The following is a 23682-nucleotide window of genomic DNA, read 5'->3' on the forward strand; positions in this document are numbered from 1 at the left end:
GAATGATGATGAAGACCACCATCGCACTTGCACTCGCAACCACCGCCCTGGTCGGCACCGCGCAGGCCCAGGAGATCGAAGAGTTCCGCATCGGCATCCTCGGCGGCGAGAACGCTCAGGACCGCCTGAACTCCTATGCTTGCCTTCAGGAATACACCACCGAAGCGCTCGGTGTTGAGACCAAGCTCTTCGCCCCCGCCGACTACAACGGCGTGATCCAGGGCCTCCTCGGCGGCACCATCGACATGGCCTGGCTCGGCGCATCCGCCTATGCCGCGACCTATCTGCAGGACCCCGAGGCGGTCGATCCGGTTCTGGTGAAAGTGAACCTCGACGGCACGATCGGCTACCACTCCATCGGCTTCGCGCGCGTCGATAGCGGCATCACCTCGCTCGAGGAGATGGAAGGCAAGGTCTTCGGCTTCGGCGATCCGAACTCGACATCGGGCTACCTCATCCCCTCGATCGAAATCCCGCAGGCGGGTGAGGAGATCACGATGGAGCCCGGCGCGTACTTCGGCGACGTCGTCTTCACCGGCGGCCACGAGCAGACCATCGTTGCGGTCGCCAACGGCGACATCGACGGCGGCGTGACTTGGGCCGACGCCCAAGGCAACTGGGAAGACGGCTACAATTCGGGCGCACTGCGCAAGGCCGTCGATGCGGGGCTCGTCGACATGAACGAGCTCGTGCAGATCTGGCAGTCCAAGGTCATTCCCGAAGGTCCGATCGTTCTCCGCAAGGCCCTGCCCGAGGACGTGAAGGCCACCATGACCGAGCTGGTCGACGGTCTGCATGAGCGCGATGAAACCTGCGCCTACAACGTCGCCGCTGGCGAGACGCTCGGCTTTCAGCCGGTCGATCACGACACCTACCAGTCGGTCATCGACGCCCGCAAAGCCGTGATCGGCAACTAAGACACCGGGTTTTCGACCCGAACGGTCCGGGCCCTTTGGCCCGGACCACCCTTTTCGCAGGCATCCCGAGGCAAAGATGAGCGACACGACCCTGAGCCGGGCTGATCCTTCACACGTGGCAACGATCCAGTCGAGCTACATGGCCGAAGTTCAGCGCCGCCGCCTTTACGGTGGATTGACGCTATTGATCTTCGTCCTTCTCATGGTGTCGGGCTTCATGATCGCCGACGACCGGAACGCGGGCGGCTTCTGGGAAGGGCTCTCGCAGGTCGGCGACTACCCCGCCGAGGTTCTCTCGGAAGCCTGGGAGAAGCGGGCGGACCTGCCCGGCCTTCTCGTGAAATACTTCCCCGCGCTCATCGAGACGATCAACATCGCGGCGGTCTCCACCCTGATCGGGGCAGCGGCGGGCCTTGTGCTGTCGCTTCTCTCGACACGGGGGCTGGCACGATGGCCGCGTCTCATCGGACTCTTCCGCCGGATCATGGACATCATGCGTGCCGTCCCCGAGATCGTGATCGCGCTGGTCCTGATCTTCGTCCTGGGCGGCGGGCCCGTCCCGGCGATGATCGCCATCGCGATCCACACCGCCGGTGCGCTCGGCAAGCTCTTTTCCGAAGTGGCCGAGAACGCCGATCTCAAGCCGGTCGAGGGCCTTGCCTCCACAGGCGCGACATGGGGCCAGCGAATGTGGCTGGGCGTGATCCCCCAGGTCGCCCCCAATTATCTCAGCTATGGGCTTCTGCGCTTCGAGATCAATATCCGCGCCTCCGCGATCCTCGGTTTCGTCGGTGCAGGCGGGCTTGGCTATGAGCTGCGCAACTCGATGGCATGGGGGCCGGGCCGCTTCGACGAGGCCGCCGCCATTTTCCTGCTGCTCTTCGGCACGATCGTCTTCTTTGACCAACTTTCGAGCCGCTACCGCAACCGTCTGACCGAGGGAGACCGGACATGAGCGACGCGATGACACTCGATACCGCCAAGACCGACATCTCGGCGCTTTTCCGGCGCAAGCGGCTGACCGCCTTCGCGGTCCCTTCGGTAATCCTAGCCTATTTCGTCTATATCTTCTTCGCCTTCGACATCCCCGGCCTTGCCCAGCGCGCCGATTGGGACAATGCCGTGACGCTTGCCTCGGACAGCTGGTCGCACAAGGTGCACGTGACCCGTGACAATTCCTCGGGCGAGATGGAATATTCGGTCGAGGGCGAGCGGAAGGGCAACTACCCCGACGGCCAGCGCCCGGCCTGGGTCTCGGGCGAGGACATCGTCACCGTCGATCTCGGCGGCGATCACGTCGTGCGCTTTCTGGACGGCACCGCGACGGAAATCGAGATTCCCGGCTTCGGCCTCGTCGAGGCCCGCACCGAAGGCCGCACCGTTCTAACCAATCTGCCCGAGGCCGTGCCCGAGTGGATCAGCGTCTCGGATCGCCGCGTCGGGATCACGACGCCCGAGGGCCGGATCACCATCACCGGCTCGAAGACCGAGGTCTTCAACTACTTCCCCGGCTGGGAGCTCTTCTTCTTCACCTTCGAGAGCCCCTATCATGGTCAGCCTGCGACCCGCATCCTCTTCGGCGACCGCATCGACCCAGAGCGCGCCAACATCGTCGGTGCCGTGCAGGATTTCTGGAACAACGCCATGTGGCGGCACAAGGACGTGGTCTGGGCCATCGGCGAGACGATCCTGATGGCCTTCCTCGGCACGTTCGGCGCGGCCATTATCGCGCTGCCGCTGGCCTTCCTCGGCGCGAAGCGGTTCGCGCCCGTTCAGGCGGCACGCTTCGGCATAAGGCGCATCTTCGACTTCGTGCGCGGCGTCGACGCGCTGATCTGGACCGTGGTCCTCGCCCGCGCCTTCGGGCCCGGCCCGATGACCGGCGCGCTTGCCATCCTCGTCACCGATACCGGCACGTTCGGCAAGATCTTCTCCGAAGCGCTTGAGAACGTGGAGGAAAAACAGATCGAGGGCGTGCAATCGACTGGCGCGAAACCCCTTCAACGCTACCGCTTCGGCGTGATCCCCCAGGTCGTGCCGGTGCTCCTGAGCCAGATCCTCTACTTCCTCGAGTCGAACACGCGCTCGGCCACGATCATCGGCGCGATCACCGGCGGCGGGATCGGTCTGATGCTCACGCAGGCGATCCAGACGCAGAAGGATTGGGAAGAGGTCGCCTATTACATCATCCTCATCGTGCTGATGGTGATGCTGATGGACTGGGTCTCGGGCAAGCTGCGCGCGCGGCTGATCAAACGGTCGCACTGAGATGACGCGCCTCAAGGCGGACGGGCCGATCATCCATGACGGTTGCCAGATCAGCGAGGCCCAGTTCGGTGCCTATACCGAGATCGGCGCGGGCTCGCGGCTGTCGCATGTGGTCATGGGCGATTATTCCTATTGCGATCGCTTCGCGGATATCGCCAATGCCGAGATCGGCAAGTTCGCGAATATCGCCGCCTTCGCACGGATCGGCGCGACGGATCATCCGCTGGACACGGCGGCCTGCCATCATTTCCTCTACCGATCTGACGATTACTGGGACGATGCGGAGGCAGATGCCGACTTTTTCGCGCATCGTCAGTCGCGCCGCGCCTCTATCGGGCACGACACCTGGATCGGCGCGGGCGCGATGGTGAAACCCGAGGTGACGCTCGGGCATGGAGCAGTGGTCGCGGCCGGGGCCATCGTGACCAGGGATGTGGCCCCCTACACGATCGTGGCGGGCAACCCGGCGCGCGTGTTGCGCCAGCGCCAGCCGGAGCGGATCGCCGAACGCCTGATCGCGCTCGCTTGGTGGGATTGGCCGCACGAGGCTTTGCGCGGGGCGCTCCAGGATTTCCGGTCACTCTCTGCCGAGGCCTTCCTCGACGCGTATGGCGGCTGAGCGCTCATGTCAGCCGGCTGAGTCTTCCCCGAGCGTCAGCGTGACCCGGTCCCCCGCGAACCAGGTCCGGCCGTATTCGACGGGCACGCCTGCGCCGTCCACGTTCACCCCGGTCGTCCGTAACAGCGGATCACCCTCGCGCAGACGCAGATGCAGCGCGCGCGTCGCATCCGCCGCGACGGCCGTCATCCGGGTCGAAGCGCGGATGAAGTCGGGCACGCCGCACCGCGCGAGCGCCGCGCTGACCCCGGTTTCCTCTGACAATGCTGCGGCGATGCCGGGCAAGCGCGCTTCGGGAAAGACGCTCTCGAATATCGCGATGGCCTGCCCGTCTGCGAGCGAGAGCCCATGATAAGCAACGACGCCCGCGCCTTCCTCGATGGCGAGCGCATGCGCCTCACCGGGTGTCGCAGCCCGGGTCTCGATGCTCAGAATGCGCTTTTCCGGCCGGCGCCCCGCGGCGTGCAGGTTCTCGTGGAAACGCACGCGCCGCCCGATCGGGTAATCGGTGGGCCGCGCCGAAACGAACGCCCCTGCCCCGCGCCTTGTATGGACGAGTCCGTCCTCGCCGAGCCGTGCCAGCGCGTGCCGAACCGTGTGGCGATTGACGCCGAACCGCTCGCTGAGCTGCGCCTCGGTCGGCAGCTTGTCGCCCGGCGCGTATCGCCCTTCGGAGATGTCGTCCCGGAGCGCGGAGGCGATCGCCTGCCAAAGCGGCGTGCGGCGGGAGGAGGCGCGGGCCATGTCACTCAAAATTCACAAAACTCCACTGGCCGCCGTGGCGGCAATATGTCAATATTTGTCTAGTTGTATAGTAATTGACGGATTTGTCGAGATGAAAGATCACGGCGGCACCGAAGACAGACGGAGCTGGATGGGCATACTCGCCCGCGCGCCCGAGGGCCGCGCCGCAGCGTGCCTCGACGCTGCGATGGCCCGTCCCGGTTTCACCTGGCTGCGCGCGCCCGAGATCGGCACCGTCATGGTCCGCGGCCGCGCGGGCGGCACCGGCGCGCCGTTCAACCTCGGCGAGACGACACTCACGCGCTGCGCGCTGAAGCTCGCGGACGGCACGGTCGGCCATGCTTATATCCAAGGCCGCCGCAAGGCCGACGCGGAAGTGGCGGCGCTTTGCGACGCGCTCATGCAGACCGAGGACGCGGCACGAATCCGCCGCGCGGTGATCGAGCCCTTGCGGACGGAGGCCGATGCCGCGCGCGCCAGCCGCGCCCGCAAGGCCGCGGCCACCAAGGTCGATTTCTTCACGATGGTCCGGGGGGAAGATTGATGCGCGCCGACGCTCTCGAAGGCGGGTTTGCCGATCCCGCGCCCGATGCCGCGCACGCCTTCCGCGCGATCATGGAGGCGATGGCGCGGCCCGGCAAGATCCACGATCTTGTCGGCGCGGCCCCGCCGGCGCCACTGTCGGTCGCGGCTGGCGCGGCGCTGCTGACGCTGGCGGACGGCACGACGCCGGTTCACCTGGCGGGAGAGGCCGATTGCGAGCCCGTGCGCCGCTGGCTTGCCTTCCATACCGGCGCGCCGGTGACGGGCGCCGAGACCTGCGCCTTCGCGGTCGGGACATGGCCCGCGCTGCTGCCGCTTTCGAGCTATCCCGTCGGCACGCCGGAATACCCTGATCGCTCCGCGACGCTGATCGTGGAGGTGGATCGCCTCGCAGCCGAAGGCGCGACGCTGTGCGGGCCGGGTATCCGCGAGACGGCGGAGCTTTCCTTGCCCGAGACGCGCGCCTTCGCAGAGAACCATGCGCGGGCCCCGCTGGGGCTGGATTTCATCTTCACCTGCGGCGCGCAGGTCGCCGCCCTGCCACGTTCGACGGAGGTCGGCTGATGTATGTTGCGGTCAAGGGTGGCGAGCGCGCCATCGACAACGCCCATGCCTGGCTCGCCGAGGAACGGCGCGGCGATGCGTCCGTCGCGGAGCTGAGCGTCGCGCAGATCCGCGAACAGCTCGCCCTCGCGGTGAACCGGGTGATGGCCGAGGGCTCGCTTTACGATCCGGATCTTGCCGCGCTCGCGATCAAGCAGGCACGCGGCGATCTGATCGAAGCGGTTTTCCTGATCCGCGCCTACCGCACCACCCTGCCCCGGTTCGGCACGTCGCATCCGGTCGATACCGGCGCGATGGCCTGCGACCGGCGCATCTCGGCGACGTTCAAGGATTTGCCTGGCGGACAGGTTCTGGGGCCGACCTTCGACTATACGCACCGTCTTCTGGATTTCGCGCTCGCCGCTGAAGGCGAGGCCCCGCACACACCCGAACGCGAGGCGGACGATGCGGCGATGCCGCGCGTGATGGACTTTCTCAACCGCGAGGGCCTGATCGAAGAAGCGCGGCCCTCCGACGACGTGCCACCCGATGTCACGCGCGAGCCCTTGGCGATGCCCGCGGACCGGGCGCTGCGGCTGCAGGTCCTGTCGCGCGCGGATGAGGGGTTCATCCTTGGCCTCGCCTACTCGACCCAGCGGGGCTATGCGCGCAACCACCCTTTCGTGGGCGAGCTCCGCATCGGCACGGTCGCGGTCGAGATGGACGTGCCCGAGCTGGGCTTCGCCGTCGAGATCGGAGAGATCGCGCTGACCGAATGCGAGACGGTCAACCAGTTCACCGGCTCGAAAACCGAGCCCGCGCAATTCACCCGTGGGTACGGGCTGGTCTTCGGACAGACGGAGCGGAAAGCAATTTCGATGGCGCTCGTCGACCGGGCGCTGCGCTGGGAGGAGCTTGGCGAGGACGACGTCGGCGCGCCCGCACAGGATGCCGAGTTCGTTCTCTACCATGCGGACAATATCCAGGCGACGGGCTTTCTCGAGCACATCAAGCTGCCCCATTACGTCGACTTCCAGTCAGAGCTGGAACTGGTGCGAAAGCTGCGCCGCGAGGCAAGCGCTGACGCGGACGGCCATCAGGAGGCCGCGGAATGAGGGTCGATACGGTCGTCTTCGATATTGGCGGCGTGCTGGTTGACTGGCAGCCGCATCTCGCCTGGTCCGGCGAGATGTGCGAGGACGCGGCTCGCGCCTTTCTGACCCGGATCAGGTTCGAGAAGATCAACCTGGCCTGCGATGCCGGCGCGCGGTTTGAAGATGCGGCGGCTGGGTTGTCCGATAAGGAAGACGAGGCCCGGCTTGCCGCCTATGTCGCGCGCTACACCCGCACGGTTCCCGACAAGATCGCCGGGACGTGGGATTTGCTTTACGGCCTGAAGGCGCGCGGCACGCCGCTTCACGCCATCACGAATTGGTCGGCGGAGACCTGGCCGGAAGGACTCAAGGCGCATCCCGAGCTTGACGAGGTCTTCGGCACGGTCGTCGTCTCGGGAGAGGTCGGGATCATCAAGCCCAGCACCCAGATCTATCAGCTTCTGTGTTCCCGCGCCGGGGTTGCGCCGGAACGCTGCGTGTTCATCGATGACGGATTGCATAATTGCATCGGCGCGCGGGCTGCCGGGATGGATGCCATCCACTTCACGGATGCAGGTGCTCTCGAGGCGGCGCTCGTCGAAAGAGGTCTCTTATGAGCCTAGTCGCCTCCGCCATCCCCGCCGCAGGACTCCCCGTCCTCGCCCGCGCCAGACCACTCGCCGTCGAGCAGGCAGTTCAGCCAATGCGTCTCGGGCAGGGTCATACCTATGACAAGACGTCCGCCGAAAAACAGCGCGGCGCAGCCGACCACCAGGACCAGGATCATATCGTCGGACATCACGCGTCCTTCGCTGTGAACTCGCCCAGACCATGCTTCGCGAACGGGGCCATTTCATGACCGAAACCGCTTATAATTTCGCCTATCTCGACGAGGAGACGAAGCGCATGATCCGCCGCGCGATCCTCAAAGGGCTCGCGATCCCCGGCTATCAGGTGCCCTTCGCGAGCCGCGAGATGCCGATGCCCTATGGCTGGGGCACCGGCGGCGTGCAGGTTTCCGCGGCGGTGATGACCCCCGAGGATCGCTTCAAGGTGATCGACCAGGGGGCGGATGACACGACCAACGCCGTCTCGATCCGCAAGTTCTTCGAGCGCACGGCGGGCGTCGCCACGACGACCCGCACGGAGGAGGCGAGCCTCATCCAGACGCGCCACCGCATCCCCGAGGCGGCGCTCGCCGAAGGCCAGATTCTCGTCTACCAGGTACCGATCCCGGAGCCCCTGCGCTTCCTCGAACCGCGCGAGAGCGAGACGCGCAAGATGCACGCGCTTGAAGAATACGGGCTCATGCATGTGAAGCTCTACGAGGACATCTCGCGGCACGGGCATATCGCGACCGCCTACGCGTACCCCGTCAGGGTCGAGGGCCGCTACGTGATGGACCCCTCGCCGATTCCGAAATTCGACAACCCGAAACTTTCCGATTGCCCGGCGATCCAGCTTTTCGGAGCGGGACGCGAGCAGCGGATCTATGCGCTGCCGCCCTATACCCGGGCGGCCAGCCTCGATTTCGAGGATTACCCGTTCGAGGCGTCGAAGGCCGAGCATCCCTGCGCGCTTTGCGGGGCGGACGATACCTATCTCGACGAGGTGATCACCGACGATGCCGGGGGCCGGATGTTCGTCTGCTCGGACACCGATTACTGCGAAACCCGCCAGAAGGAGCGCGCGGCATGAGCCCTCTTCTCTCCGTCCGCGACATCGAGAAGCGCTACGGCGCGCATATCGGCTGCACCGGGGTCAGTTTCGATCTCTGGCCCGGCGAGGTGCTTGGCATCGTTGGCGAGAGCGGATCGGGCAAGTCGACGCTGCTGAGTTGCCTTGCCGGACACCTGGCCCCGGATCGCGGCGAGGTGATCTTCGACACCCGCACTGACGGTCCGCGCGACACGATAACCATGTCCGAGCCCGAGCGGCGGATGCTCTCGCGCACCGATTGGGCCTTCGTGCACCAGCATGCCCGCGACGGGCTTCGGATGGGCGTCTCGGCGGGCGGCAATGTCGGCGAGCGGCTGATGGCCGTGGGCGCGCGGCATTACGGCGAGATCCGCGAAAGCGCGAGCGATTGGCTCGGCCGGGTCGAGATCGACGAGGGCCGCATCGACGACCGCCCCTCCACCTTCTCGGGCGGGATGCAGCAGCGCCTTCAGATCGCGCGCAACCTCGTTACCGGCCCGCGCCTCGTCTTCATGGACGAGCCGACGGGCGGGCTCGACGTGAGCGTCCAGGCGCGGCTTCTCGACCTTCTTCGAGGGCTTGTCCGCGACATGGGGCTTTCGGTCATCATCGTGACCCACGACCTTGCCGTGGTCCGCCTTCTGGCCGACCGGCTGATGGTGATGAAATCGGGGCGCGTCGTCGAGACCGGCCTCACCGACCAGGTGCTCGACGACCCCCAGCATGCCTATACCCAGCTTCTTGTCTCCAGCGTCCTGCAGGTCTGAGCCATGATCGAGATCGAAAACGTCTCCAAACGCTTCACGCTGCACAACCAGGGCGGCGCGTCCATCGAGGTGATGACCGGCGCGGCGCTGTCGGTGCGACCCGGTGAATGCGTCGCGCTCACCGGCGCGTCGGGTGCCGGCAAGTCGACGCTGATGCGGATGATCTACGGCAATTACCTGGCCGAGACCGGACGGATCATGGTCGGCGGGCTCGACGTCGCCCGCGCCGATCCGCGCGAGATCATCACGCTCCGCCGGGAGACGCTGGGCTATGTCAGCCAGTTCCTCCGGGTCGTGCCGCGCGTGCCGACGCTCGACGTTGTGGCGGAGCCTTTGCGCGCGACCGGCACGGGAGTGGACGAAGCGCGGAGCCGCGCGGCAGACCTGCTGAGCCAGCTCAACATTCCCGAAACGCTGTGGCAGCTTTCGCCGACCACCTTCTCGGGCGGCGAACAGCAACGGGTCAACATCGCCCGAGGTTTCGCTCACCCCTACCCGGCGCTTCTGCTGGACGAGCCGACCGCGAGCCTCGATGCGATGAACCGCGAGGTCGTGCTCGGGCTGATCGAGGATGCCAAGGCGCGCGGTGCGGCCATCGTCGGCATTTTCCACGACAGCGAGGCGCGCGAGCGCGTCGCCGATCGCAACGTGGACGTCACCGCCTTCACCCCGAGGCGCGCGGCATGAGCGGACGCCTCATCGCGGTTGTCGGCCCGTCGGGTGTCGGCAAGGACAGCCTCATCGCCGGGATCGTCGCCGTTCGGCCCGACGTAAGGCCCGTGCGCCGGACCATAACACGCGCCGCGGGACTTCCCGGAGAGGATTACGACGCGGTGAGCGACGCAGATTTCGAGACCCTAGAGGCCGAAGGCGCGTTCTGCCTTGCCTGGCGCGCGCACGGACTGGCCTACGGCATCCCGCGCGACGTTTTGCGGGATGTAAACGGCGGTGCCGAGAGGATCGTCAACCTGTCGCGCGGAGTTCTGGCTGAGGCCGACCGGGTCTTTCCCGCGCTTCTGGTTCTCAACGTCACCGCTCGGCGGGACGTTCTGGCCCAGCGGCTTGCAGCACGGGGCCGTGAGGATGCGGCGGATATAGACCAGCGGCTCGCACAGGCGGCCCGGCCGCTGCCGGATGGTCTTCACGCTGTCGAGATCGCCAATGACGGCCCGCTCGAGAACAGCGTCGCGCAGGCTCTTGCCGCGCTTGGCCCGGTTAAGGTCTGAACGATGGCAACGCGCGCTCGAACATGGAATGGTCACGGGACCGGAAAGTGCAGGCTTTGATGAATTCACCCAAACACGTCGCGGGCACCGAAACGCCCGCCCCCACGGAGACGCTTTGCCTTGCCAATGCCCGGCTTGTGCTCCGCGACGAGGTCGTGAGCGGCGCCTTGACCGTCGAAGCCGGGCGCATCGCCGAGATCCGCCAAGGCACAGGCGTGCCCCGCGGCGCGGTCGATTGCGGCGGCGATTACGTGATTCCGGGGCTTTTCGAGCTGCACACGGATAATCTCGAGCGGCATATCGAGCCGCGTCCTTCGGTCGACTGGCCGCACCTTCCCGCGATACTCGCCCATGACGGCGAGCTTGCTTCCACGGGCATCACCACGGTGTTCGATGCGCTGCGTGTCGGTTCCATTCACGGCGGCAAGGCGCGCTATGATCCCTATGCGCGCCGTCTTGCCGACGAGCTTCTCGCGCTGCGCTCCGAGAACGTCCTGCGGATCAGCCACTTCCTGCACCTGCGGGCGGAGATCTGTTCAGAGACGCTGCTCGAGGAGCTTGCCGATTTCGGACCCGAGGACAGGGTCGGCATCCTGAGCCTCATGGATCACACGCCCGGCCAACGGCAGTTCCGCGACACCACGCAGCTGAAAACCTACATCGCCAAGAAACGTGGCCTCGACGATGCGGAGTTCGAGGCGCATGTCGCCAATCTCAAGCGGCTTCAGGAAACCTATGGCGCAAGGCACGAAGCGGGCGCGGTGGCGGAGGCCGGCCGTATCGGCGCGGTCCTGGCGAGCCACGACGACACGACCGCCGATCACGTAGAGACGTCGCGCGCGCATGGCGTGCGGTTCGCCGAGTTCCCAACGACGCTCGAAGCGGCGGAGGCCTGCCGCGAGGCCGGGATCGCCGTCATGATGGGCGCGCCGAACGTGATCCGGGGCGGTTCGCATTCCGGCAATGTCGCCGCGCATGACCTCGCGGCGGCGGGCCTTCTGGATATCCTGTCGTCCGATTACGTGCCCTCGGCGCTGCTCTATGCCGCGTTCCAGCTGGCCGAGGCGTGGAAGGATCTGCCGCGCGCCATCGCCACGGTCACCGCGCGGCCGGCCGAGGTGACCGGGCTCAAGGATCGCGGAACCCTCGAGACCGGAAAACTCGCCGATCTCGTGCGGGTGCATGCTTTGGGCGAAGTGCCGGTGGTCCGGTCAGTCTGGAGCCGGGGGCGTCAGGTCGCCTGACGTCAGGCCGCCTGCTCCCCGACAAGGCCCAACGGCTCCTGATCTCGATCGAGCTCGATCGTGAAGGTCGTCCCGCGTCCCGGCTCGGCGGTGAACCAGATCCGGCCCCCGTGCGCGTCGACGATACGCTTGGCGATACTGAGGCCGAGGCCGCTGCCCTCGTGGCGGCGCGTTTCGTACTGAGCGGCCTGCTGGAATTCCTGGAAAACCTTGTCATGGAATTCCTCGGGGATGCCCTCCCCGTTGTCGGAGATCGCGATCCGCGCCTTGTCGCCGCTGGCTTTGAGCGACACGCGGACATGCCCCGCGCCTTCCTTCGAGAACTTGGCGGCGTTCGACAGAAGGTTCGAGATCACCTGATCGAAGCGGCTCGGGTCGATACGCGACCAAAGAGGCTCCGAGGGCAGATCGAGATAGATCTCGGCCTTCATGCTTTCGGCGAAGGGACCGAAGCGGTCGACGATATCGCGCAGCATGGCGCCAAGGTCGGCAGCCTCGGGGTTGATCTCGATCTTGCCCGATTCCGCGCGCTGCAGAAGAAGAAGATCGCTGACCAGAGTGGCAAGACGATGGGAGTTGCGCCCGGCGACGTCGAGTGGACCTTTCATGCGGTCCGGCACCGGGCCGAGCGCGCCGGAGTTCAGCACGTCCAGCGCGCCCTTGATGGATGTCAACGGCGTACGCAATTCGTGGCTCACGGTTGCGAGAAATTGCGTCTTTGCGCGGTATGCCGCCTTTGTGCGCTCATGCTCCTCCTCGAGCGCCTTTCGACTTTTCAGATGCGCTGTATAGCTCGTCAGGAAGCTGCGCGCGCATTCCAGAAGGAACATTGTCACGTAGATCGTCGTGAAGAAGTGCAGCCAGGTCTCCGAACCGATGCCGTCGCCGGTTACCAATATATCGCGCAGCGGAATGAACAGGATCGCAAGCACGTAGATGATGAGCCGCAGCGCCAGGATCGGCAGAAACTGGTGATTGTTGATCGCCGCGAAAATCGCGGCCGAGAACAGAACGATCATCGGCAGGAAGTGCCCGCTTTCGGGGCCCTGCAGTTCTGCCAGTGAGATCGCGAAGTAAGAGATCGCCATAGCACTGATAGCAGTGCTGATATACAGCATCGCCACCGCGCGCCGCACTTTGTGGACGTCCCAGCACCGTACGGTGAGAATACTGCGGACCACGAAGGCGTCGATCGTCTCGGAGACCAGCGTCACGCAGAAGAAGATCGCGCCGAGCTGCCAGCTATAGTACGATGACGTCAGAACGAGCATCGTGACATAGATGATCAGCCGCTGCCCAAAGAGGCGCTGGCCCACGCGCGCGTAGTCGCGCAACCGTCTCCGGTTGGACCAGATTTCGTCCTCACGGGCCAGAAGTGCCGGTAATTTCACCAGGATCTCTCCGGTTGTGGTCATTTCGGCAATACAAACCGAGAACTCGCCCTCAGATAGTTCATAATACCATTGAACCTATCTGCAATTGTGTCCAGATTAGGGAAAAAACGTGTGTGGTGTGGAAAACTCAATCACCTACGCCTGAGGCTCCCGATTGTCATTTCAAGAGCGCAAAGCCGACATTGCATTTCCGGAACTCGAGCCGGAACTGCCGTCAGAGAAAAAAACCAGAAATCCGGCATTTTTAAGGAATGTCGGATCAAGAGTCCTGCTCGCGCAGCATCCACGCCTCAAAACCAGTGTTATCTCGGTCCATAACCAACATCTTCACGGAGAGCTCTATCTCGAGTTTCTCCGCGCTCGAAAGCGCGTATTCATCGAACAGAAGAAATGGGACCTGCCCTTCGAGAAGGATCTCGAATTCGATCAATACGATACGCCACAGAGCCGTTGCGTCATCATCCACGAATTCGGCGAGGTGCTCGGCGGATTGCGCCTTTTGCCGACGACTGCACGCTGCGCGTGTTACACCTACATGATCCGGGACGCACAGCGCGGGCTTCTGCCGGACATTCCGGATTATATCCTCTACGAAAAAGCACCGGTCGCAGATCATATCTGGGAAGGCACGCGGCTCTTCGTCTCGCAGGACATCTCGGCTGAAAGACGGGTCGGCGTGCAGACGCGCCTGATGCTCGCCATGGCCGAAACCGCCGTTGAGGCGGGCGCGACGCATGTCATCGGGCTGGTGCCGGCCCTTTATCAGCGCTGGGTGGCACGCCTCGGGATCGGAGCACTGCCGCTCGGACCCAAGATGAACATCGACGGGGAGAACACGCAGGCCGCCGTGATGCATGTCGCAGCGGTCGCCAAAAACGGGAAGACCCACCATTGATGTTTGGGCAGGCAAGAATCCGCTCCGGCATCATTTGGCCGGGAATATATCACAATTCGGCCTCAAAACGCTGGCTCTTTGGAAACAGTTTACGCAACTTTAAATGAAAGTCGTGCCCATGCGAATTCTGGCAGTAGACGACGACCCCATCGTTCTGGATCTTCTCGAGGTTGCGCTGACGGGAGCTTCGCTTGACGATCTGACCCGTGCGACCTCTGCGGAGGAAGCGCTCGATCTCATCGACGAGACCGAGGAATCCTTCGAATGTATCCTTCTCGACATCAACATGCCCGGCATCGACGGCATCGAGCTGTGCCGCAGGGTTCGGGAATATCCCGAATACGAGACGGTTCCGATCATCATGATCACCCGCCTTGATCACCGCAGCTACCTCGAGAAGGCGATCCGCATGGGCGCCTCCGACTATGTCGTGAAGCCCTTCGACGGCACCGAGGTCGTCACCCGCATCGAGCTTGCCGCGCTGCGCCGGGCTCGCGACGCCGACCAGATCCCGGCACAGGGGCCGATCCCGCTGACCGATCCCGTTTCGCGCGCCGATCGCGAATGCGCCGAGTTCATCGAGCTGCCCGCCGCGCTCTCGTTCGAGACGATGAAATCCAGCATCACCTTCATTCCCGAAGAGACGCTGCTGAAGTTCAGCGCGATCAAGATCGCCAATTTCGATGCGCTGCGTGGTTCGCTCTCGCGGGACGAGCTCTCTCAGGCGATCATGCGGGTGGGCCGTAGCGTCGCGACCCGTCTGAAAGGCACCGACTTCATGATGGCATACGCGGGCGCAGGCACGATCGTTGCGGTCGTGCGCGGCCTGCACCAGACCTCGGCCAGCGCGCTCGGCTCCTCTTTGCAGGCGGCGCTGCTCGAGACCGTGCCCACGGAGGCTGTCATCCCGGAGATCGTGGTCGCGACCGCGGGCCCGTCCAACACGGTCCACCGCCAGGATCGGATGACCCGGATCCGCTACGCGATCTACTGCGCCGACGAGGCTGCCCGCGAGACATGGTCCTTCGGCAAGCAGATCCGCGCGACCGTCGCCGCGGCCGAAGAGCTGGAAACGGAACGGACGCACTGAACCACTGCGCGGGGCCGGCCCGACGCGGGCTGGCCCGACGCGGGCGTGATTTGACTTTTTCGCTCATGTCGCCACGCTTTGGTGCATCCCGACAGGAGCCCTTGCGTGCGGACCGCCCTCGTTCTCAGCATTGCCTGCCTTTCGAGTTCGGCCGCAGCGCTGGAGCTGACGATGACCGGCAGCTACGCGCTCGCCCGACCGTCGAGCCTCGACTACGACCCGACATTCTGCGGCCTCTGGATCGCCAATGAAGGCCCCGAAGCCGTTCTGGTCACGCTCCAGGGAGACGAGCTTCGGCGGATCGGTTCGGATCTGAGCAGGATAAAGGCGATCTCGATCGAAGGAGACGGTCTCATCGTCGCGGACGGTCTGGGGCTCTTTCAGCGCCTGACGAAGGATGGCGAGCCCCTCGCAGCGCCATTCCGCATCTCGAGCGGCTGGGCCGATACCGAAGGAATCGCGATCGACGAGGATGGCAGCCTCATCACCGTCGAGGATGATCCCGAATATCTCTCATGGCTGTCGCCGGACGGCGACGTGCTGCGCCGGATCGACACGATGCAACTCGACCCGCCCTTGTCGGAGGCGCAAGGCATCGCCCGCGATCCGCGCACGGGGCATCTGTTGATCGTGGACGATTGGGAAGGCACCAACAGCCTTTACGAATTCGACGCAGAGGGCACGTTGATCGCCACGCAATCGCTGGTGCCGTTTGGCACGGATCCCGAAGGCATCGCGATCCGTCCGGGTTCGGGCCAGCTTTTCGTCGCGTTCGACATGGGCGCACGGATCGCGAGCTTCGACTATGTCCCGACCCTGCCGCCCGGATCGGAGCCGCTGCCGCCAGGCGCGGATTGCATGATGTTCTGAAACGGCAAACTCCGCCAAGGCAGCCTTCGGAGCCCGGCGAGGCTCCACATCACGCGGCGCGCGCGCCCGTTCATGCCCCGCTTGATCCGTGTCGTTGCAGTCAGCTCTTCCTGTCCCGCCGGTCGCGGGCCGCCTTGGAATGGCGACCGTGCCGGGCTAGGAGAAGGCTTCCGCCCGGAAACGCTTGAGGTCTGAAATGACGGACGCTCCTTCCCTCGACGAAACTGCCCGGAAACTGGCCGATCGGGTCGCTGCCCTGCCCGCGCGAACGCCGCGCCTTCTGGTGGCCGTGGCCGGACCGCCGGCATCGGGCAAGACGACGCTGGCCGAACGCCTGACCGAGATGCTGTGCGAAGGCGGGCATGAGGCGCGGCACGTGCCGATGGACGGCTTTCATCTAGACAATTCAGTGATCGAGCCGCGCGGGCTTCTTCACCGGAAAGGCGCGCCCGAGACCTTCGACGCGCAGGGTTTCGTTCACGCGATGCAGCGGCTTGCGAGCGAGCAGGAGGTGATCCTGCCGGCCTTCGACCGCGCCCGCGATATCGCCGTTGCAGGCCGGATCGCCATCGGCCCCGAGACGCGCATCGCGGTCGTTGAAGGCAATTACCTCTGCTTCACGGAAGATCCTTGGTGCGCGCTCGCCGAACTGTGGCAGTTCAGCGTTTTTCTCGACGTGCCCGATGACGTCCTTCGCACCCGCCTCGTCGAGCGCTGGCGCGACCACGGACTGAGCGAGGCGGCCGCGCTGGCCCGCGCCGAAGAGAACGATCTGCCGAACGGGCTGCGTGTTCTTCAGAAAAGAGCCGAAACAAGCCTGACGCTTGGCGGCTGACCGGGCTAGGCTGCTCGCAAGCCGAGGATCTCGCGCGCCTCGACCGGGCTGGCGACAGGGCGCTCGTATTTCGCACAGAGCTCCGCCGCGCGGGCGATGAGCGCCGCGTTGGATGGTGCGAGCCTGTCGCGATCGAGACGCACGTTGTCCTCGAGCCCCGCCCGCGTATGTCCCCCCGCCGCGATTGCCCATTCGTTGACGACGAGCTGGCTGGCGCCGATCCCGGCGGCGCACCAGTTTGCCTCGGGCGCGCGGGAGCGCATCGTCTCGACGTAGAAGTCGAACACGGCGCGGTCAGCGGGCATGGCGTTCTTCACGCCCATCACGAACTGCACGTAAAGCTTGCCGTAAAGATGCCCAGCCTCATGGCGGCGGATCGCCTGGATGATATGGCTGAGATCGAAGGCTTCGACCTCGGGCGTGACTTCGTAGGTCCGCATCTCTGAGGCGAGCCAATCGACGAGATCGGGCGGATTCTCGTAGACACGCGTCGGGAAGTTGTTCGAGCCGACCGAGAGCGACGCCATGTCCGGCCGCAATGGCAGCATCCCGCCCCGCGCCTGCCCGGCGCCCGACCGTCCGCCAGTCGAGAACTGCACGATCATGCCGGGGCAATGCGCCTCGATGCCTTCCTTAAGAAGCGCGAATTTCTCAGGGTCGGAGGATGGCGTCTCGTCGTCGTTGCGCACGTGGCAATGGGCGATGGCGGCCCCCGCCTCGAAGGCTTCATGCGTCGACTCGACCTGTTCGGCCACCGTGATCGGCACCGCCGGATTGTTCGCCTTGGTCGGCAACGATCCGGTAATCGCAACGCACAGAATACAGGGCTTCCCCGCGACATCGGCCATATTTCATCTCCTCCCCGGCAATCTCGGGACAAAGACTACCCTGCCCAGCGGCGGATACAATGGCCGCCTCTCACGCGGGCGCGGGCTCTGCCTCGGGCTTGAGAGTGCGCGCAGCCAGCCAACTGAGCGCCACGAAAACGGCCGCCGTCGCAAGGCACAGGGGCAGCCCCCCGATCTGGTAGCTGAGCCCGGACATCAGCGTGCCAAGAAGGCGACCGGCGGCGTTGGCCATGTAGTAGAAGCCCACATCCATCGTCACCCGCTCCACCCCCGCGAAATTGAGGATCAGGTAGGAATGCAGCGCCGAGTTGACGGCGAAGATCGCGCCGAAGACCAGAAGGACGACAACGATGGTGACGGTAAGCCAGGTCGCAGGCTCTCCCGCGATCCAGACGAGAAGCGCCAGCGCGGCAGGCAGCGCGAAGAGCCGCCCGGTCCATGCCTGCGCCTCGGGCACCAGCTCCGCCTCGGGGCGGTCTGCGGCGCGCAGGAGCTTCGGGGCGGATGCCTGCACCGCTCCGTAAAGAATCGTCCAGACGGCCATGAAACTGCCGATCATGAAGAATGCCGCGCGGTTGCCCTCTTCGGTGCCGTCGGACAGCACCGCGTAGAAGTAGATCGGGATGCCGACCACGAACCAGACATCGCGCGCACCGAAGAGGAAGACGCGCGCGAGAGAGAGCCGGTTGATGTTCTGGTCCTTGGAGATCACCTCGGAGAACTTCGCATCCTTGCGCCCGACCGGCAGCCCGGACGGCATTTTGAGCGCGATCGCGGCGAGGATCACCGACAGCACCGCCGCCATCGCCAGAACCGAAGCGGTGAAGCCAAGCAGCGCCAGCAGGCCAGCGCCCAGAAGGAAGCCCACACCCTTCACCGCATTCTTGGACCCCGTCAGAACCGCGACCCATCGGAAGAGCCCGCCTTGCGCCTTGGGCGCGAGCGTCTTCACGGCACTCTTGGCCGAGGTCTTGGCAAGATCCTTGGCGACGCCCGATGCGCCTTGCACCGCCATGACATAGGCGACCGACGCCCAGAGCGCCCATCCCGGATCGAGCGCGGCAAGCGCCAGCAGCGCCACGACCTGAAGGCCAAGCCCGGCATACAGCGTCGAGGTCATCCCGAACCGCGCCGCGATCCAGCCCGCGCAAAGATTGGTGATGATCCCGGCAATCTCGTAAAGGATGAAAAGGTAGGCCAGTTGCACGGGCGAGAAGCCGAGCGTGTGGAAGTGCAAGAGCACCAGCATCCTCAGCGCGCCATCGGTGAGCATGAAGGCCCAATAGGCCGCCGTCACCGCGATATAGGCGGAAAGCCCGTCCTGCCGCGCCGCGCTCATAGGGACGCGCCCACCATGCGTGCCACGTCGACGAGGCGGTAAGCATACCCCATCTCGTTGTCGTACCACGCATAGATCTTGGCCTGCGTGCCGTTCACCACCATCGTCGAGAGCGCATCCACGATGCCCGAGCGGGTGTCATTGGTGTAATCGGCCGAGACGAGCGGGCGCTCCTCGTAGCCGAGAATGCCCTTCAGTGGGCCCTCTGCGGCCTCCTTGAAGAGCGCGTTCAGCTCCTCCGTGGTGGTCTCGCGCTCCAGTTCGAAGACGCAATCGGTGATCGAGGCGTTGAGGAGCGGCACGCGGACCGCGTGCCCGTTGAGACGTCCCTTGAGCTCGGGATAGATCAATGTGATCGCCGTGGCAGACCCCGTGGTCGTCGGAATGAGCGAGGTCAGCGCGGAGCGCGCACGGCGGAGATCCTTGGCGGGCCGGTCCACGATGGTCTGCGTGTTGGTGACATCGTGGATCGTTGTGATCGAGCCGTGCCGGATGCCGATCGCCTCTTGCACGACCTTCACGACCGGTGCGAGGCAGTTCGTCGTGCAGGAGGCCGCGGTCACGATCCGGTGCTCCGCGGGGTCGTAGATGTCATGGTTGACGCCGTAGACGACATTCGCCGCATTACCGTCCTTCACGGGCGCGGAGACCACGACCTTCTTCACACCAGCCTCGAAATACGGGGCAAGCTTGGCCTCGGTCTTGAAGACGCCGGTGCAGTCGATGACCACGTCGACGCCGTCCAGCGGCAGATCCTCGATCCGACGTTCGGAATGGACCGGCAGGCGCATGCCGTTCACCGTGATGCTGCCTGCATCATGGGCGAACTCGGCGTCCCAGCGGCCATGAACGGAATCGAATTCCAGAAGATGCGCGTGCATCTCGGGATCGCCGACCGCGTCGTTGATCCAGGCGATCTTTGTGCCTTGGTCGATCAAGGGTTTCAGCGCAAGTTTTCCGATACGGCCAAGGCCGTTCAGCGCGTAGGTGGTCATGCGGGCTCCCCGGCATTGGTCTGGCCGATGTCATCGACGGCGTGTTGCAGCGAGATCCGGTCGAGCGTGCCGATGGGCAGCGCGACGAAGGCCTGAATGCGATTGCGAAGGGCGCCATAGGCGTGCTGGAAGGCGAGGCTCTTCTCGGCATCGGTGCCGACCGTCTTCACCGGGTCGGGCATACCCCAATGCGCGCTGACAGGCTGGCCTGCCCAGGCCGGGCAATCCTCGTTTGCCGCGCGGTCGCAGACGGTAAAGACGAAATCGAATTGCGGCGCGTCCGGGCCTTGGAATTCCTCGACATTCTTGGCGCGCAGCGCGTCGATGTCGTAGCCTTTCTTGCGAAGCGTCTCCACCGCGAAGGGGTTCAGCTCCGAATAGGGCCTGGTGCCCGCCGAATAGACGTTGAAGCGATCTCCCCCCTCCCGGCGCAGGATCGATTCAGCGAAGATCGAGCGGGCGGAATTGCCCGTACAGATAAAGAGAACGTTGTATTTGCGGCTGGGCATGATCGCGTTTCCTTCTGGCAGGGGGAATGCGGATGGCCCGCAGAGATCCGGGCGGCCCCGGCAGCACTCCGCGAACAGGAAATCCATCAATCCCCGCGATCTCGTCGCATCGAGCCGGTAAAGCAGCGAGCGACCCTCACGGGACTGAGTAATCAGACCGACGTGACGCAGGGATGACAGGTAGGTGGAGGCGGTATTGGCGCGCGCGCCGATCGCGTCGGCCAGCTCGCCCGCCGGAACGGCATCGGGGTAGCGGCGCACAAGGAGCCGAAAGAGCGCGAGGCGCTGCGGATGGCCGAGGACGGCGAGCTGATCTGCGTGGTACGATTCCATATTTCAGGAAATATTGAAATATAGCGCGGGTCGTCAAGAGCCTTTCGCCCGTGGCGCGTGCGGGAGCGAGGGGCCAGCCCCTCGCGCTCCCCGCGGTATTTTCACCAATCCAAAGAGGGGGCGCAGCGCGCCCGTCAGGTCGTCTCGCGCTCTGCCCAGCCGGCGAAGACGCGCTCGAGAAAGACCACCGCGTAGTAAAGGGCGATGCCGAGCACCGCGAGCGCGATCAGCACCGCGAACATCAGGGGATAGTTCGAGTTCGTCTGGCCCGAGAGGAACAGCGCGCCGAGGCCGCGCCCGTGCGGCGAGACGATCTCCACGAGATTGGTGCCGATGAAGGCAAGCGTGACCGAGACTTTCAGCGCGCCGAAGAATTCGGGCAGCGTCTTCGGCAGCGCGATCTTGCGGAAGATCGTCACCCGGCTCGCGCCGAGCGAGCGCAGGATGTCCCGATATTCGGGTTCGAGCGTCGAGAGGCCGATCCCGACCGAGACGGCGATCGGGAAGAAGGAGATGAGGAACGCCATCATCACCGTGTTGAAATCGTGCTGGCCGATGAAGAGAAGCGCCAGCACCGGCACAAGTGTCGCCTTCGGGATCGCGTTGAACCCCACGAGCAGCGGATAGAGCGCATCGCGCATGATGCGCGAAAAGCCCATGACCATGCCGATCAGAACGCCGACGATCACCGCGAGCAGAAGGCCCGCGACCGTCCGCCAGAGCGTTTGCCAGGCGCCGACGAGGAACAACTCCCAGAACCGCGCATAGGCCTGCGGCAGATCGGAGGGAGACGCCATGACGTAGTCGGGCCAGCCGTTCAGGCGAACGAGTGCCTCCCAGAGAACGAGAAAGACAAGGATGGCGGCGATGGGCACGCCGATTTTCTGAAGGCTTTCCATCACTGCGCCTCCGCCGCGCCGCGCCCTTGGGCGATCTTGATCTGGTCGCGCAGGATATGCAGCATCTCGCCCGCCTCGCGTTCGTAGAGAATGTCGATGGTCCGGTCATCCGGAAGGGTCACGTCGAGCACATATTGAGTGCGTGCGGGTCGGCCCGACAGGACGATCACCTGATCGCCGAGAAAGACGCTCTCGCGCAGATCGTGGGTGATGAGGACTGCGGTGAACGGCTCCTTGGCGCGCAGATCGCGCATGGTCTGCCAGAGATCCTCCCGCGTGAAATTGTCGAGCGCGCCGAAAGGCTCGTCCATGATCAGCACGTCCGGTTTGTGCACGATGGCGCGGCAGAGCGAGGCGCGCTGACGCATGCCGCCCGAAAGCTCGGAGGGACGTTTGCCCTCGAAGCCCGACAGCCCCACCATCTCGAGCAGCGCCTCGGCGCGGGCCACGCGGTCGCGGCGCGGCATCGACGGAGCGACGATCTCGAGCGGCAGGATCACGTTGTCGAGGATGTTGCGCCATTCGAGAAGGACGGGGTTCTGAAAGGCCATGCCGACGGTCTTGCGCGGGCTCGTCACGCGCTTGCCGTGCAGCCAGACCTCGCCCTCGTCGGGACGCATGAGACCCGCGACAAGGCGCGTCAGCGTGGACTTGCCGCAACCCGAGGGACCGACCACCGCGCAGAATTCCGATTCCGCCACCTGGATGTCGAGCCCGTCGAGCACGGGCAGCGGGCCGGCCTTTGTGCGGTAGGCATGGCGCACGCCCTTGATGTCGATGAGATTGTCCATGTCCCCTGCCCCTTTGCCTTGCGGACCGGAGGCGCATGACCCCCGATCCGGTCGTTTTATTCGGACAGCATCCGCGCCTCTGCCTCGGGCAGGTAGCTGTCGTCGAAAAGCGCCGCGATGTCCGGCTCGTTCTGGAACTCGTAGACCGTGCGTGTCTGTTCGATGGCGGCAGCAAACCGCTCGGGGTCGATTCCGCCCATGCCGTTCTCGGCGACGTAATCGGTAAGGACATTGGCCTCGATCGACAATTGCAGACGGCGCTGTTCGAGATCGGCATCGGCCGCCGGGTTACGCTCGAGGAGCGAGGCGATGGCCGCCTCGGGGTCGGAGATCGCCGCCTGCCAGCCTTCGGCGATACCGGTCAGGAAACCTGTCACGGCTTCTGGGTTCTCGGAGGCGAAGTCGGTGTTCACGATAATCGCGTTGCCATAGAGATCGACGCCGTAATCGGCCATCAGAAGCACCGAGATGTCGTCCTCTGGGACGCCGAGCCGGATGAGGTTCAGCGTCGAGGAGAAGGAAAAGCCGGTGACGGCGTCCACTTCGCCCGAGGCCAACATCGGCTCGCGGGTCGGAAAGCCCACGGGCTCCACGGTAATCGCATCCATGTCGAGATCGTTCTCGGCGGCGAAGATCGGGAACTGCGCCCAGGCGCCGTCCGGCGGCGGCGCGCCGAGCGTTGCGCCTTCAAGATCGCCGGGCGCTTCGATGCCCTGGCTGATCCGGCCGACGACGGCGAAGGGCGGCTTGTCGTAGACCATCATCACCGGAACGACGGGCGCGCCGGGGTTCTGGTCGAGAAAGCGGATGACCGAATTGATATCGGCAAAGCCGACCGGGAAGGCACCGGTGGCGACTTTCGGGATCGCGTCGAGCGAGCCCTGACCTTCGGTGATCGTCACCTCGAGGCCCTTGTCTGAAAAGATGCCCTCGTCGATCGCCAGGGTGTATGGCGCGGCGGGACCTTCGAACTTCCAATCGAGTGCGAAGGGCATCGAGGTCTGCGCGAGCCCGGCGCTGGCGATCAGCCCGAACGCGGCGGCGGCGAAAGAGGTTTTCAGCATGTATGTCTCCCTGTTGACGGGCCATCTTTCTCGGGACGTCTGATGGCTTGGCCGCTACCCTTGCGCGGCGCAGGCCAGTGAACCACAGCCGATGCCTGCACTCGACCATTTTTTCGGCACCCTGCCGATTTTTCGAGCAATCCTGAAAGGCCATTGC

At 64.9% G+C, this 23682-nt stretch carries 28 protein-coding genes; 17 read left to right on the forward strand and 11 right to left on the reverse strand.

Annotated features, from left to right (window positions below):
- Positions 1–8: 8 nt before the first annotated feature.
- From phnD to BM171_RS06255, 4 genes are all read left to right on the forward strand, one after another.
- Complete coding sequence (gene phnD, locus BM171_RS06240) at positions 9–917, forward strand: phosphonate ABC transporter substrate-binding protein (protein ID WP_093010117.1); 909 nt, start codon at positions 9–11, stop codon at positions 915–917.
- 76 nt (positions 918–993) lie between these two features.
- Positions 994–1872, forward strand: coding sequence for a phosphonate ABC transporter, permease protein PhnE (phnE, locus tag BM171_RS06245; RefSeq protein ID WP_093009968.1), 879 nt, complete (start codon positions 994–996; stop codon positions 1870–1872).
- Positions 1869–3185: a phosphonate ABC transporter, permease protein PhnE gene (gene phnE / locus BM171_RS06250; protein WP_245760197.1), complete on the forward strand. Its 1317-nt coding sequence runs from the start codon at positions 1869–1871 to the stop codon at positions 3183–3185. The genes phnE (BM171_RS06245) and phnE (BM171_RS06250) overlap by 4 nt, the downstream gene beginning before the upstream one ends.
- 1 nt (position 3186) lies before the next feature.
- Positions 3187–3804 carry an LbetaH domain-containing protein gene (locus BM171_RS06255; protein WP_093009969.1) on the forward strand — a complete coding sequence of 206 codons (618 nt, stop codon included), beginning with the start codon at positions 3187–3189 and terminating at the stop codon, positions 3802–3804.
- 9 nt (positions 3805–3813) lie between these two features.
- On the opposite strand, the gene phnF is transcribed toward BM171_RS06255, so the two are convergent.
- The gene (gene phnF, locus BM171_RS06260) at positions 3814–4548 is read right to left on the reverse strand and encodes a phosphonate metabolism transcriptional regulator PhnF (RefSeq protein ID WP_093009970.1); all 735 of its coding nucleotides are present in this window, start codon (positions 4546–4548) and stop codon (positions 3814–3816) included.
- Between the two features lie 91 nt (positions 4549–4639).
- Between phnF and phnG the strand changes: the two genes are divergently transcribed.
- From phnG to BM171_RS06280, 4 genes are read left to right on the forward strand one after another with little or no spacing between them, the layout of a single operon-like run.
- A complete protein-coding gene (gene phnG / locus BM171_RS06265; protein WP_093009971.1) occupies positions 4640–5092 on the forward strand; it encodes a phosphonate C-P lyase system protein PhnG in 453 nt (150 codons plus the stop codon).
- Complete coding sequence (gene phnH, locus BM171_RS06270) at positions 5092–5655, forward strand: phosphonate C-P lyase system protein PhnH (RefSeq protein WP_093009972.1); 564 nt, start codon at positions 5092–5094, stop codon at positions 5653–5655. Before phnG ends, phnH begins: the two co-directional genes overlap by 1 nt.
- Positions 5655–6749 carry a carbon-phosphorus lyase complex subunit gene (locus BM171_RS06275; protein WP_093009973.1) on the forward strand — a complete coding sequence of 365 codons (1095 nt, stop codon included), beginning with the start codon at positions 5655–5657 and terminating at the stop codon, positions 6747–6749. The genes phnH and BM171_RS06275 overlap by 1 nt, the downstream gene beginning before the upstream one ends.
- The gene (locus BM171_RS06280) at positions 6746–7345 is read left to right on the forward strand and encodes an HAD family hydrolase (protein ID WP_093009974.1); all 600 of its coding nucleotides are present in this window, start codon (positions 6746–6748) and stop codon (positions 7343–7345) included. Before BM171_RS06275 ends, BM171_RS06280 begins: the two co-directional genes overlap by 4 nt.
- A 2-nt stretch (positions 7346–7347) precedes the next feature.
- On the opposite strand, the gene BM171_RS06285 is transcribed toward BM171_RS06280, so the two are convergent.
- Entirely contained in the window at positions 7348–7527 is a 180-nt protein-coding gene (locus BM171_RS06285; RefSeq protein WP_093009975.1) for a hypothetical protein, read from the reverse strand.
- Between the two features lie 56 nt (positions 7528–7583).
- Between BM171_RS06285 and BM171_RS06290 the strand changes: the two genes are divergently transcribed.
- Genes BM171_RS06290 through BM171_RS06310 form a run of 5 tightly spaced genes read left to right on the forward strand, consistent with a single transcriptional unit; the run spans position 7584 to position 11663 of the window.
- Positions 7584–8426, forward strand: a complete 843-nt coding sequence (locus BM171_RS06290) for an alpha-D-ribose 1-methylphosphonate 5-phosphate C-P-lyase PhnJ (protein WP_093010119.1) — start codon at positions 7584–7586, stop codon at positions 8424–8426.
- Entirely contained in the window at positions 8423–9193 is a 771-nt protein-coding gene (phnK, locus tag BM171_RS06295) for a phosphonate C-P lyase system protein PhnK (protein ID WP_093009976.1), read from the forward strand. The genes BM171_RS06290 and phnK overlap by 4 nt, the downstream gene beginning before the upstream one ends.
- A 3-nt stretch (positions 9194–9196) precedes the next feature.
- Positions 9197–9880, forward strand: a complete 684-nt coding sequence (gene phnL / locus BM171_RS06300) for a phosphonate C-P lyase system protein PhnL (RefSeq protein ID WP_093009977.1) — start codon at positions 9197–9199, stop codon at positions 9878–9880.
- A complete protein-coding gene (phnN, locus tag BM171_RS06305; RefSeq protein ID WP_093009978.1) occupies positions 9877–10419 on the forward strand; it encodes a phosphonate metabolism protein/1,5-bisphosphokinase (PRPP-forming) PhnN in 543 nt (180 codons plus the stop codon). Before phnL ends, phnN begins: the two co-directional genes overlap by 4 nt.
- Positions 10420–10478: 59 nt before the next feature.
- The gene (locus BM171_RS06310; RefSeq protein ID WP_093009979.1) at positions 10479–11663 is read left to right on the forward strand and encodes an alpha-D-ribose 1-methylphosphonate 5-triphosphate diphosphatase; all 1185 of its coding nucleotides are present in this window, start codon (positions 10479–10481) and stop codon (positions 11661–11663) included.
- Positions 11664–11665: 2 nt separating this feature from the next.
- On the opposite strand, the gene BM171_RS06315 is transcribed toward BM171_RS06310, so the two are convergent.
- The gene (locus BM171_RS06315; RefSeq protein ID WP_093009980.1) at positions 11666–13078 is read right to left on the reverse strand and encodes a sensor histidine kinase; all 1413 of its coding nucleotides are present in this window, start codon (positions 13076–13078) and stop codon (positions 11666–11668) included.
- A 238-nt stretch (positions 13079–13316) separates the two neighbouring features.
- Positions 13317–13523: a hypothetical protein gene (locus BM171_RS19165; protein WP_245760201.1), complete on the reverse strand. Its 207-nt coding sequence runs from the start codon at positions 13521–13523 to the stop codon at positions 13317–13319.
- Between BM171_RS19165 and BM171_RS06320 the strand changes: the two genes are divergently transcribed.
- The 4 genes from BM171_RS06320 (at position 13455) to BM171_RS06335 (ending at position 16747) form a co-directional block, all read left to right on the forward strand.
- A complete protein-coding gene (locus BM171_RS06320) occupies positions 13455–13952 on the forward strand; it encodes an acyl-homoserine-lactone synthase (RefSeq protein WP_245760199.1) in 498 nt (165 codons plus the stop codon). The genes BM171_RS19165 and BM171_RS06320 overlap by 69 nt on opposite strands.
- A gap of 103 nt (positions 13953–14055) precedes the next feature.
- Positions 14056–15042, forward strand: coding sequence for a response regulator (locus BM171_RS06325; RefSeq protein ID WP_093009981.1), 987 nt, complete (start codon positions 14056–14058; stop codon positions 15040–15042).
- Between the two features lie 105 nt (positions 15043–15147).
- The gene (locus tag BM171_RS06330; protein ID WP_093009982.1) at positions 15148–15912 is read left to right on the forward strand and encodes an SdiA-regulated/phytase-like domain-containing protein; all 765 of its coding nucleotides are present in this window, start codon (positions 15148–15150) and stop codon (positions 15910–15912) included.
- A 196-nt stretch (positions 15913–16108) separates the two neighbouring features.
- Complete coding sequence (locus BM171_RS06335; protein WP_093009983.1) at positions 16109–16747, forward strand: nucleoside/nucleotide kinase family protein; 639 nt, start codon at positions 16109–16111, stop codon at positions 16745–16747.
- 5 nt (positions 16748–16752) lie between these two features.
- On the opposite strand, the gene BM171_RS06340 is transcribed toward BM171_RS06335, so the two are convergent.
- The 7 genes from BM171_RS06340 to BM171_RS06370 all read right to left on the reverse strand — a co-directional run bounded on the left by BM171_RS06340 (position 16753) and on the right by BM171_RS06370 (position 23525).
- Complete coding sequence (locus tag BM171_RS06340; protein ID WP_093009984.1) at positions 16753–17595, reverse strand: 3-oxoadipate:acetyl-CoA acetyltransferase; 843 nt, start codon at positions 17593–17595, stop codon at positions 16753–16755.
- Between the two features lie 70 nt (positions 17596–17665).
- Positions 17666–18934 carry an organoarsenical effux MFS transporter ArsJ gene (arsJ, locus tag BM171_RS06345; protein WP_093009985.1) on the reverse strand — a complete coding sequence of 423 codons (1269 nt, stop codon included), beginning with the start codon at positions 18932–18934 and terminating at the stop codon, positions 17666–17668.
- Positions 18931–19929 carry an ArsJ-associated glyceraldehyde-3-phosphate dehydrogenase gene (locus BM171_RS06350; protein WP_093009986.1) on the reverse strand — a complete coding sequence of 333 codons (999 nt, stop codon included), beginning with the start codon at positions 19927–19929 and terminating at the stop codon, positions 18931–18933. Before BM171_RS06350 ends, arsJ begins: the two co-directional genes overlap by 4 nt.
- Positions 19926–20771, reverse strand: a complete 846-nt coding sequence (locus BM171_RS06355; RefSeq protein WP_093009987.1) for an arsenate reductase/protein-tyrosine-phosphatase family protein — start codon at positions 20769–20771, stop codon at positions 19926–19928. Before BM171_RS06355 ends, BM171_RS06350 begins: the two co-directional genes overlap by 4 nt.
- Before the next feature lie 134 nt (positions 20772–20905).
- Complete coding sequence (locus tag BM171_RS06360; protein WP_093009988.1) at positions 20906–21670, reverse strand: ABC transporter permease; 765 nt, start codon at positions 21668–21670, stop codon at positions 20906–20908.
- Entirely contained in the window at positions 21670–22461 is a 792-nt protein-coding gene (locus BM171_RS06365; protein WP_093009989.1) for an ABC transporter ATP-binding protein, read from the reverse strand. The genes BM171_RS06360 and BM171_RS06365 overlap by 1 nt, the downstream gene beginning before the upstream one ends.
- A 56-nt stretch (positions 22462–22517) precedes the next feature.
- Positions 22518–23525: an ABC transporter substrate-binding protein gene (locus tag BM171_RS06370; RefSeq protein WP_093009990.1), complete on the reverse strand. Its 1008-nt coding sequence runs from the start codon at positions 23523–23525 to the stop codon at positions 22518–22520.
- Positions 23526–23682 lie beyond the last annotated feature (157 nt).

Source organism: Roseivivax halotolerans (assembly GCF_900115815.1).
GTDB classification, from domain to species: domain Bacteria; phylum Pseudomonadota; class Alphaproteobacteria; order Rhodobacterales; family Rhodobacteraceae; genus Roseivivax; species Roseivivax halotolerans.

Excerpts from the sequence above, each read along its gene's own strand:
- phnD (WP_093010117.1), top strand. The coding sequence starts at position 9 with ATGAAGACCACCATCGCACTTGCACTCGCAACCACCGCCCTGGTCGGC.
- phnK (WP_093009976.1), top strand. The coding sequence starts at position 8,423 with ATGAGCCCTCTTCTCTCCGTCCGCGACATCGAGAAGCGCTACGGCGCG.
- phnE (WP_093009968.1), top strand. The coding sequence starts at position 994 with ATGAGCGACACGACCCTGAGCCGGGCTGATCCTTCACACGTGGCAACG.
- BM171_RS06275 (WP_093009973.1), top strand. The coding sequence starts at position 5,655 with ATGTATGTTGCGGTCAAGGGTGGCGAGCGCGCCATCGACAACGCCCAT.
- BM171_RS06315 (WP_093009980.1), bottom strand. The coding sequence starts at position 13,078 with ATGACCACAACCGGAGAGATCCTGGTGAAATTACCGGCACTTCTGGCC.
- BM171_RS06285 (WP_093009975.1), bottom strand. The coding sequence starts at position 7,527 with ATGTCCGACGATATGATCCTGGTCCTGGTGGTCGGCTGCGCCGCGCTG.
- phnL (WP_093009977.1), top strand. The coding sequence starts at position 9,197 with ATGATCGAGATCGAAAACGTCTCCAAACGCTTCACGCTGCACAACCAG.
- phnH (WP_093009972.1), top strand. The coding sequence starts at position 5,092 with ATGCGCGCCGACGCTCTCGAAGGCGGGTTTGCCGATCCCGCGCCCGAT.
- BM171_RS06310 (WP_093009979.1), top strand. The coding sequence starts at position 10,479 with ATGAATTCACCCAAACACGTCGCGGGCACCGAAACGCCCGCCCCCACG.
- phnE (WP_245760197.1), top strand. The coding sequence starts at position 1,869 with ATGAGCGACGCGATGACACTCGATACCGCCAAGACCGACATCTCGGCG.
- BM171_RS06370 (WP_093009990.1), bottom strand. The coding sequence starts at position 23,525 with ATGCTGAAAACCTCTTTCGCCGCCGCCGCGTTCGGGCTGATCGCCAGC.
- arsJ (WP_093009985.1), bottom strand. The coding sequence starts at position 18,934 with ATGAGCGCGGCGCGGCAGGACGGGCTTTCCGCCTATATCGCGGTGACG.
- BM171_RS06290 (WP_093010119.1), top strand. The coding sequence starts at position 7,584 with ATGACCGAAACCGCTTATAATTTCGCCTATCTCGACGAGGAGACGAAG.
- phnF (WP_093009970.1), bottom strand. The coding sequence starts at position 4,548 with ATGGCCCGCGCCTCCTCCCGCCGCACGCCGCTTTGGCAGGCGATCGCC.
- BM171_RS06365 (WP_093009989.1), bottom strand. The coding sequence starts at position 22,461 with ATGGACAATCTCATCGACATCAAGGGCGTGCGCCATGCCTACCGCACA.
- BM171_RS06350 (WP_093009986.1), bottom strand. The coding sequence starts at position 19,929 with ATGACCACCTACGCGCTGAACGGCCTTGGCCGTATCGGAAAACTTGCG.
- phnG (WP_093009971.1), top strand. The coding sequence starts at position 4,640 with ATGAAAGATCACGGCGGCACCGAAGACAGACGGAGCTGGATGGGCATA.
- phnN (WP_093009978.1), top strand. The coding sequence starts at position 9,877 with ATGAGCGGACGCCTCATCGCGGTTGTCGGCCCGTCGGGTGTCGGCAAG.
- BM171_RS06355 (WP_093009987.1), bottom strand. The coding sequence starts at position 20,771 with ATGGAATCGTACCACGCAGATCAGCTCGCCGTCCTCGGCCATCCGCAG.
- BM171_RS06360 (WP_093009988.1), bottom strand. The coding sequence starts at position 21,670 with ATGGAAAGCCTTCAGAAAATCGGCGTGCCCATCGCCGCCATCCTTGTC.
- BM171_RS06335 (WP_093009983.1), top strand. The coding sequence starts at position 16,109 with ATGACGGACGCTCCTTCCCTCGACGAAACTGCCCGGAAACTGGCCGAT.
- BM171_RS06255 (WP_093009969.1), top strand. The coding sequence starts at position 3,187 with ATGACGCGCCTCAAGGCGGACGGGCCGATCATCCATGACGGTTGCCAG.
- BM171_RS06280 (WP_093009974.1), top strand. The coding sequence starts at position 6,746 with ATGAGGGTCGATACGGTCGTCTTCGATATTGGCGGCGTGCTGGTTGAC.
- BM171_RS06325 (WP_093009981.1), top strand. The coding sequence starts at position 14,056 with ATGAAAGTCGTGCCCATGCGAATTCTGGCAGTAGACGACGACCCCATC.
- BM171_RS06340 (WP_093009984.1), bottom strand. The coding sequence starts at position 17,595 with ATGGCCGATGTCGCGGGGAAGCCCTGTATTCTGTGCGTTGCGATTACC.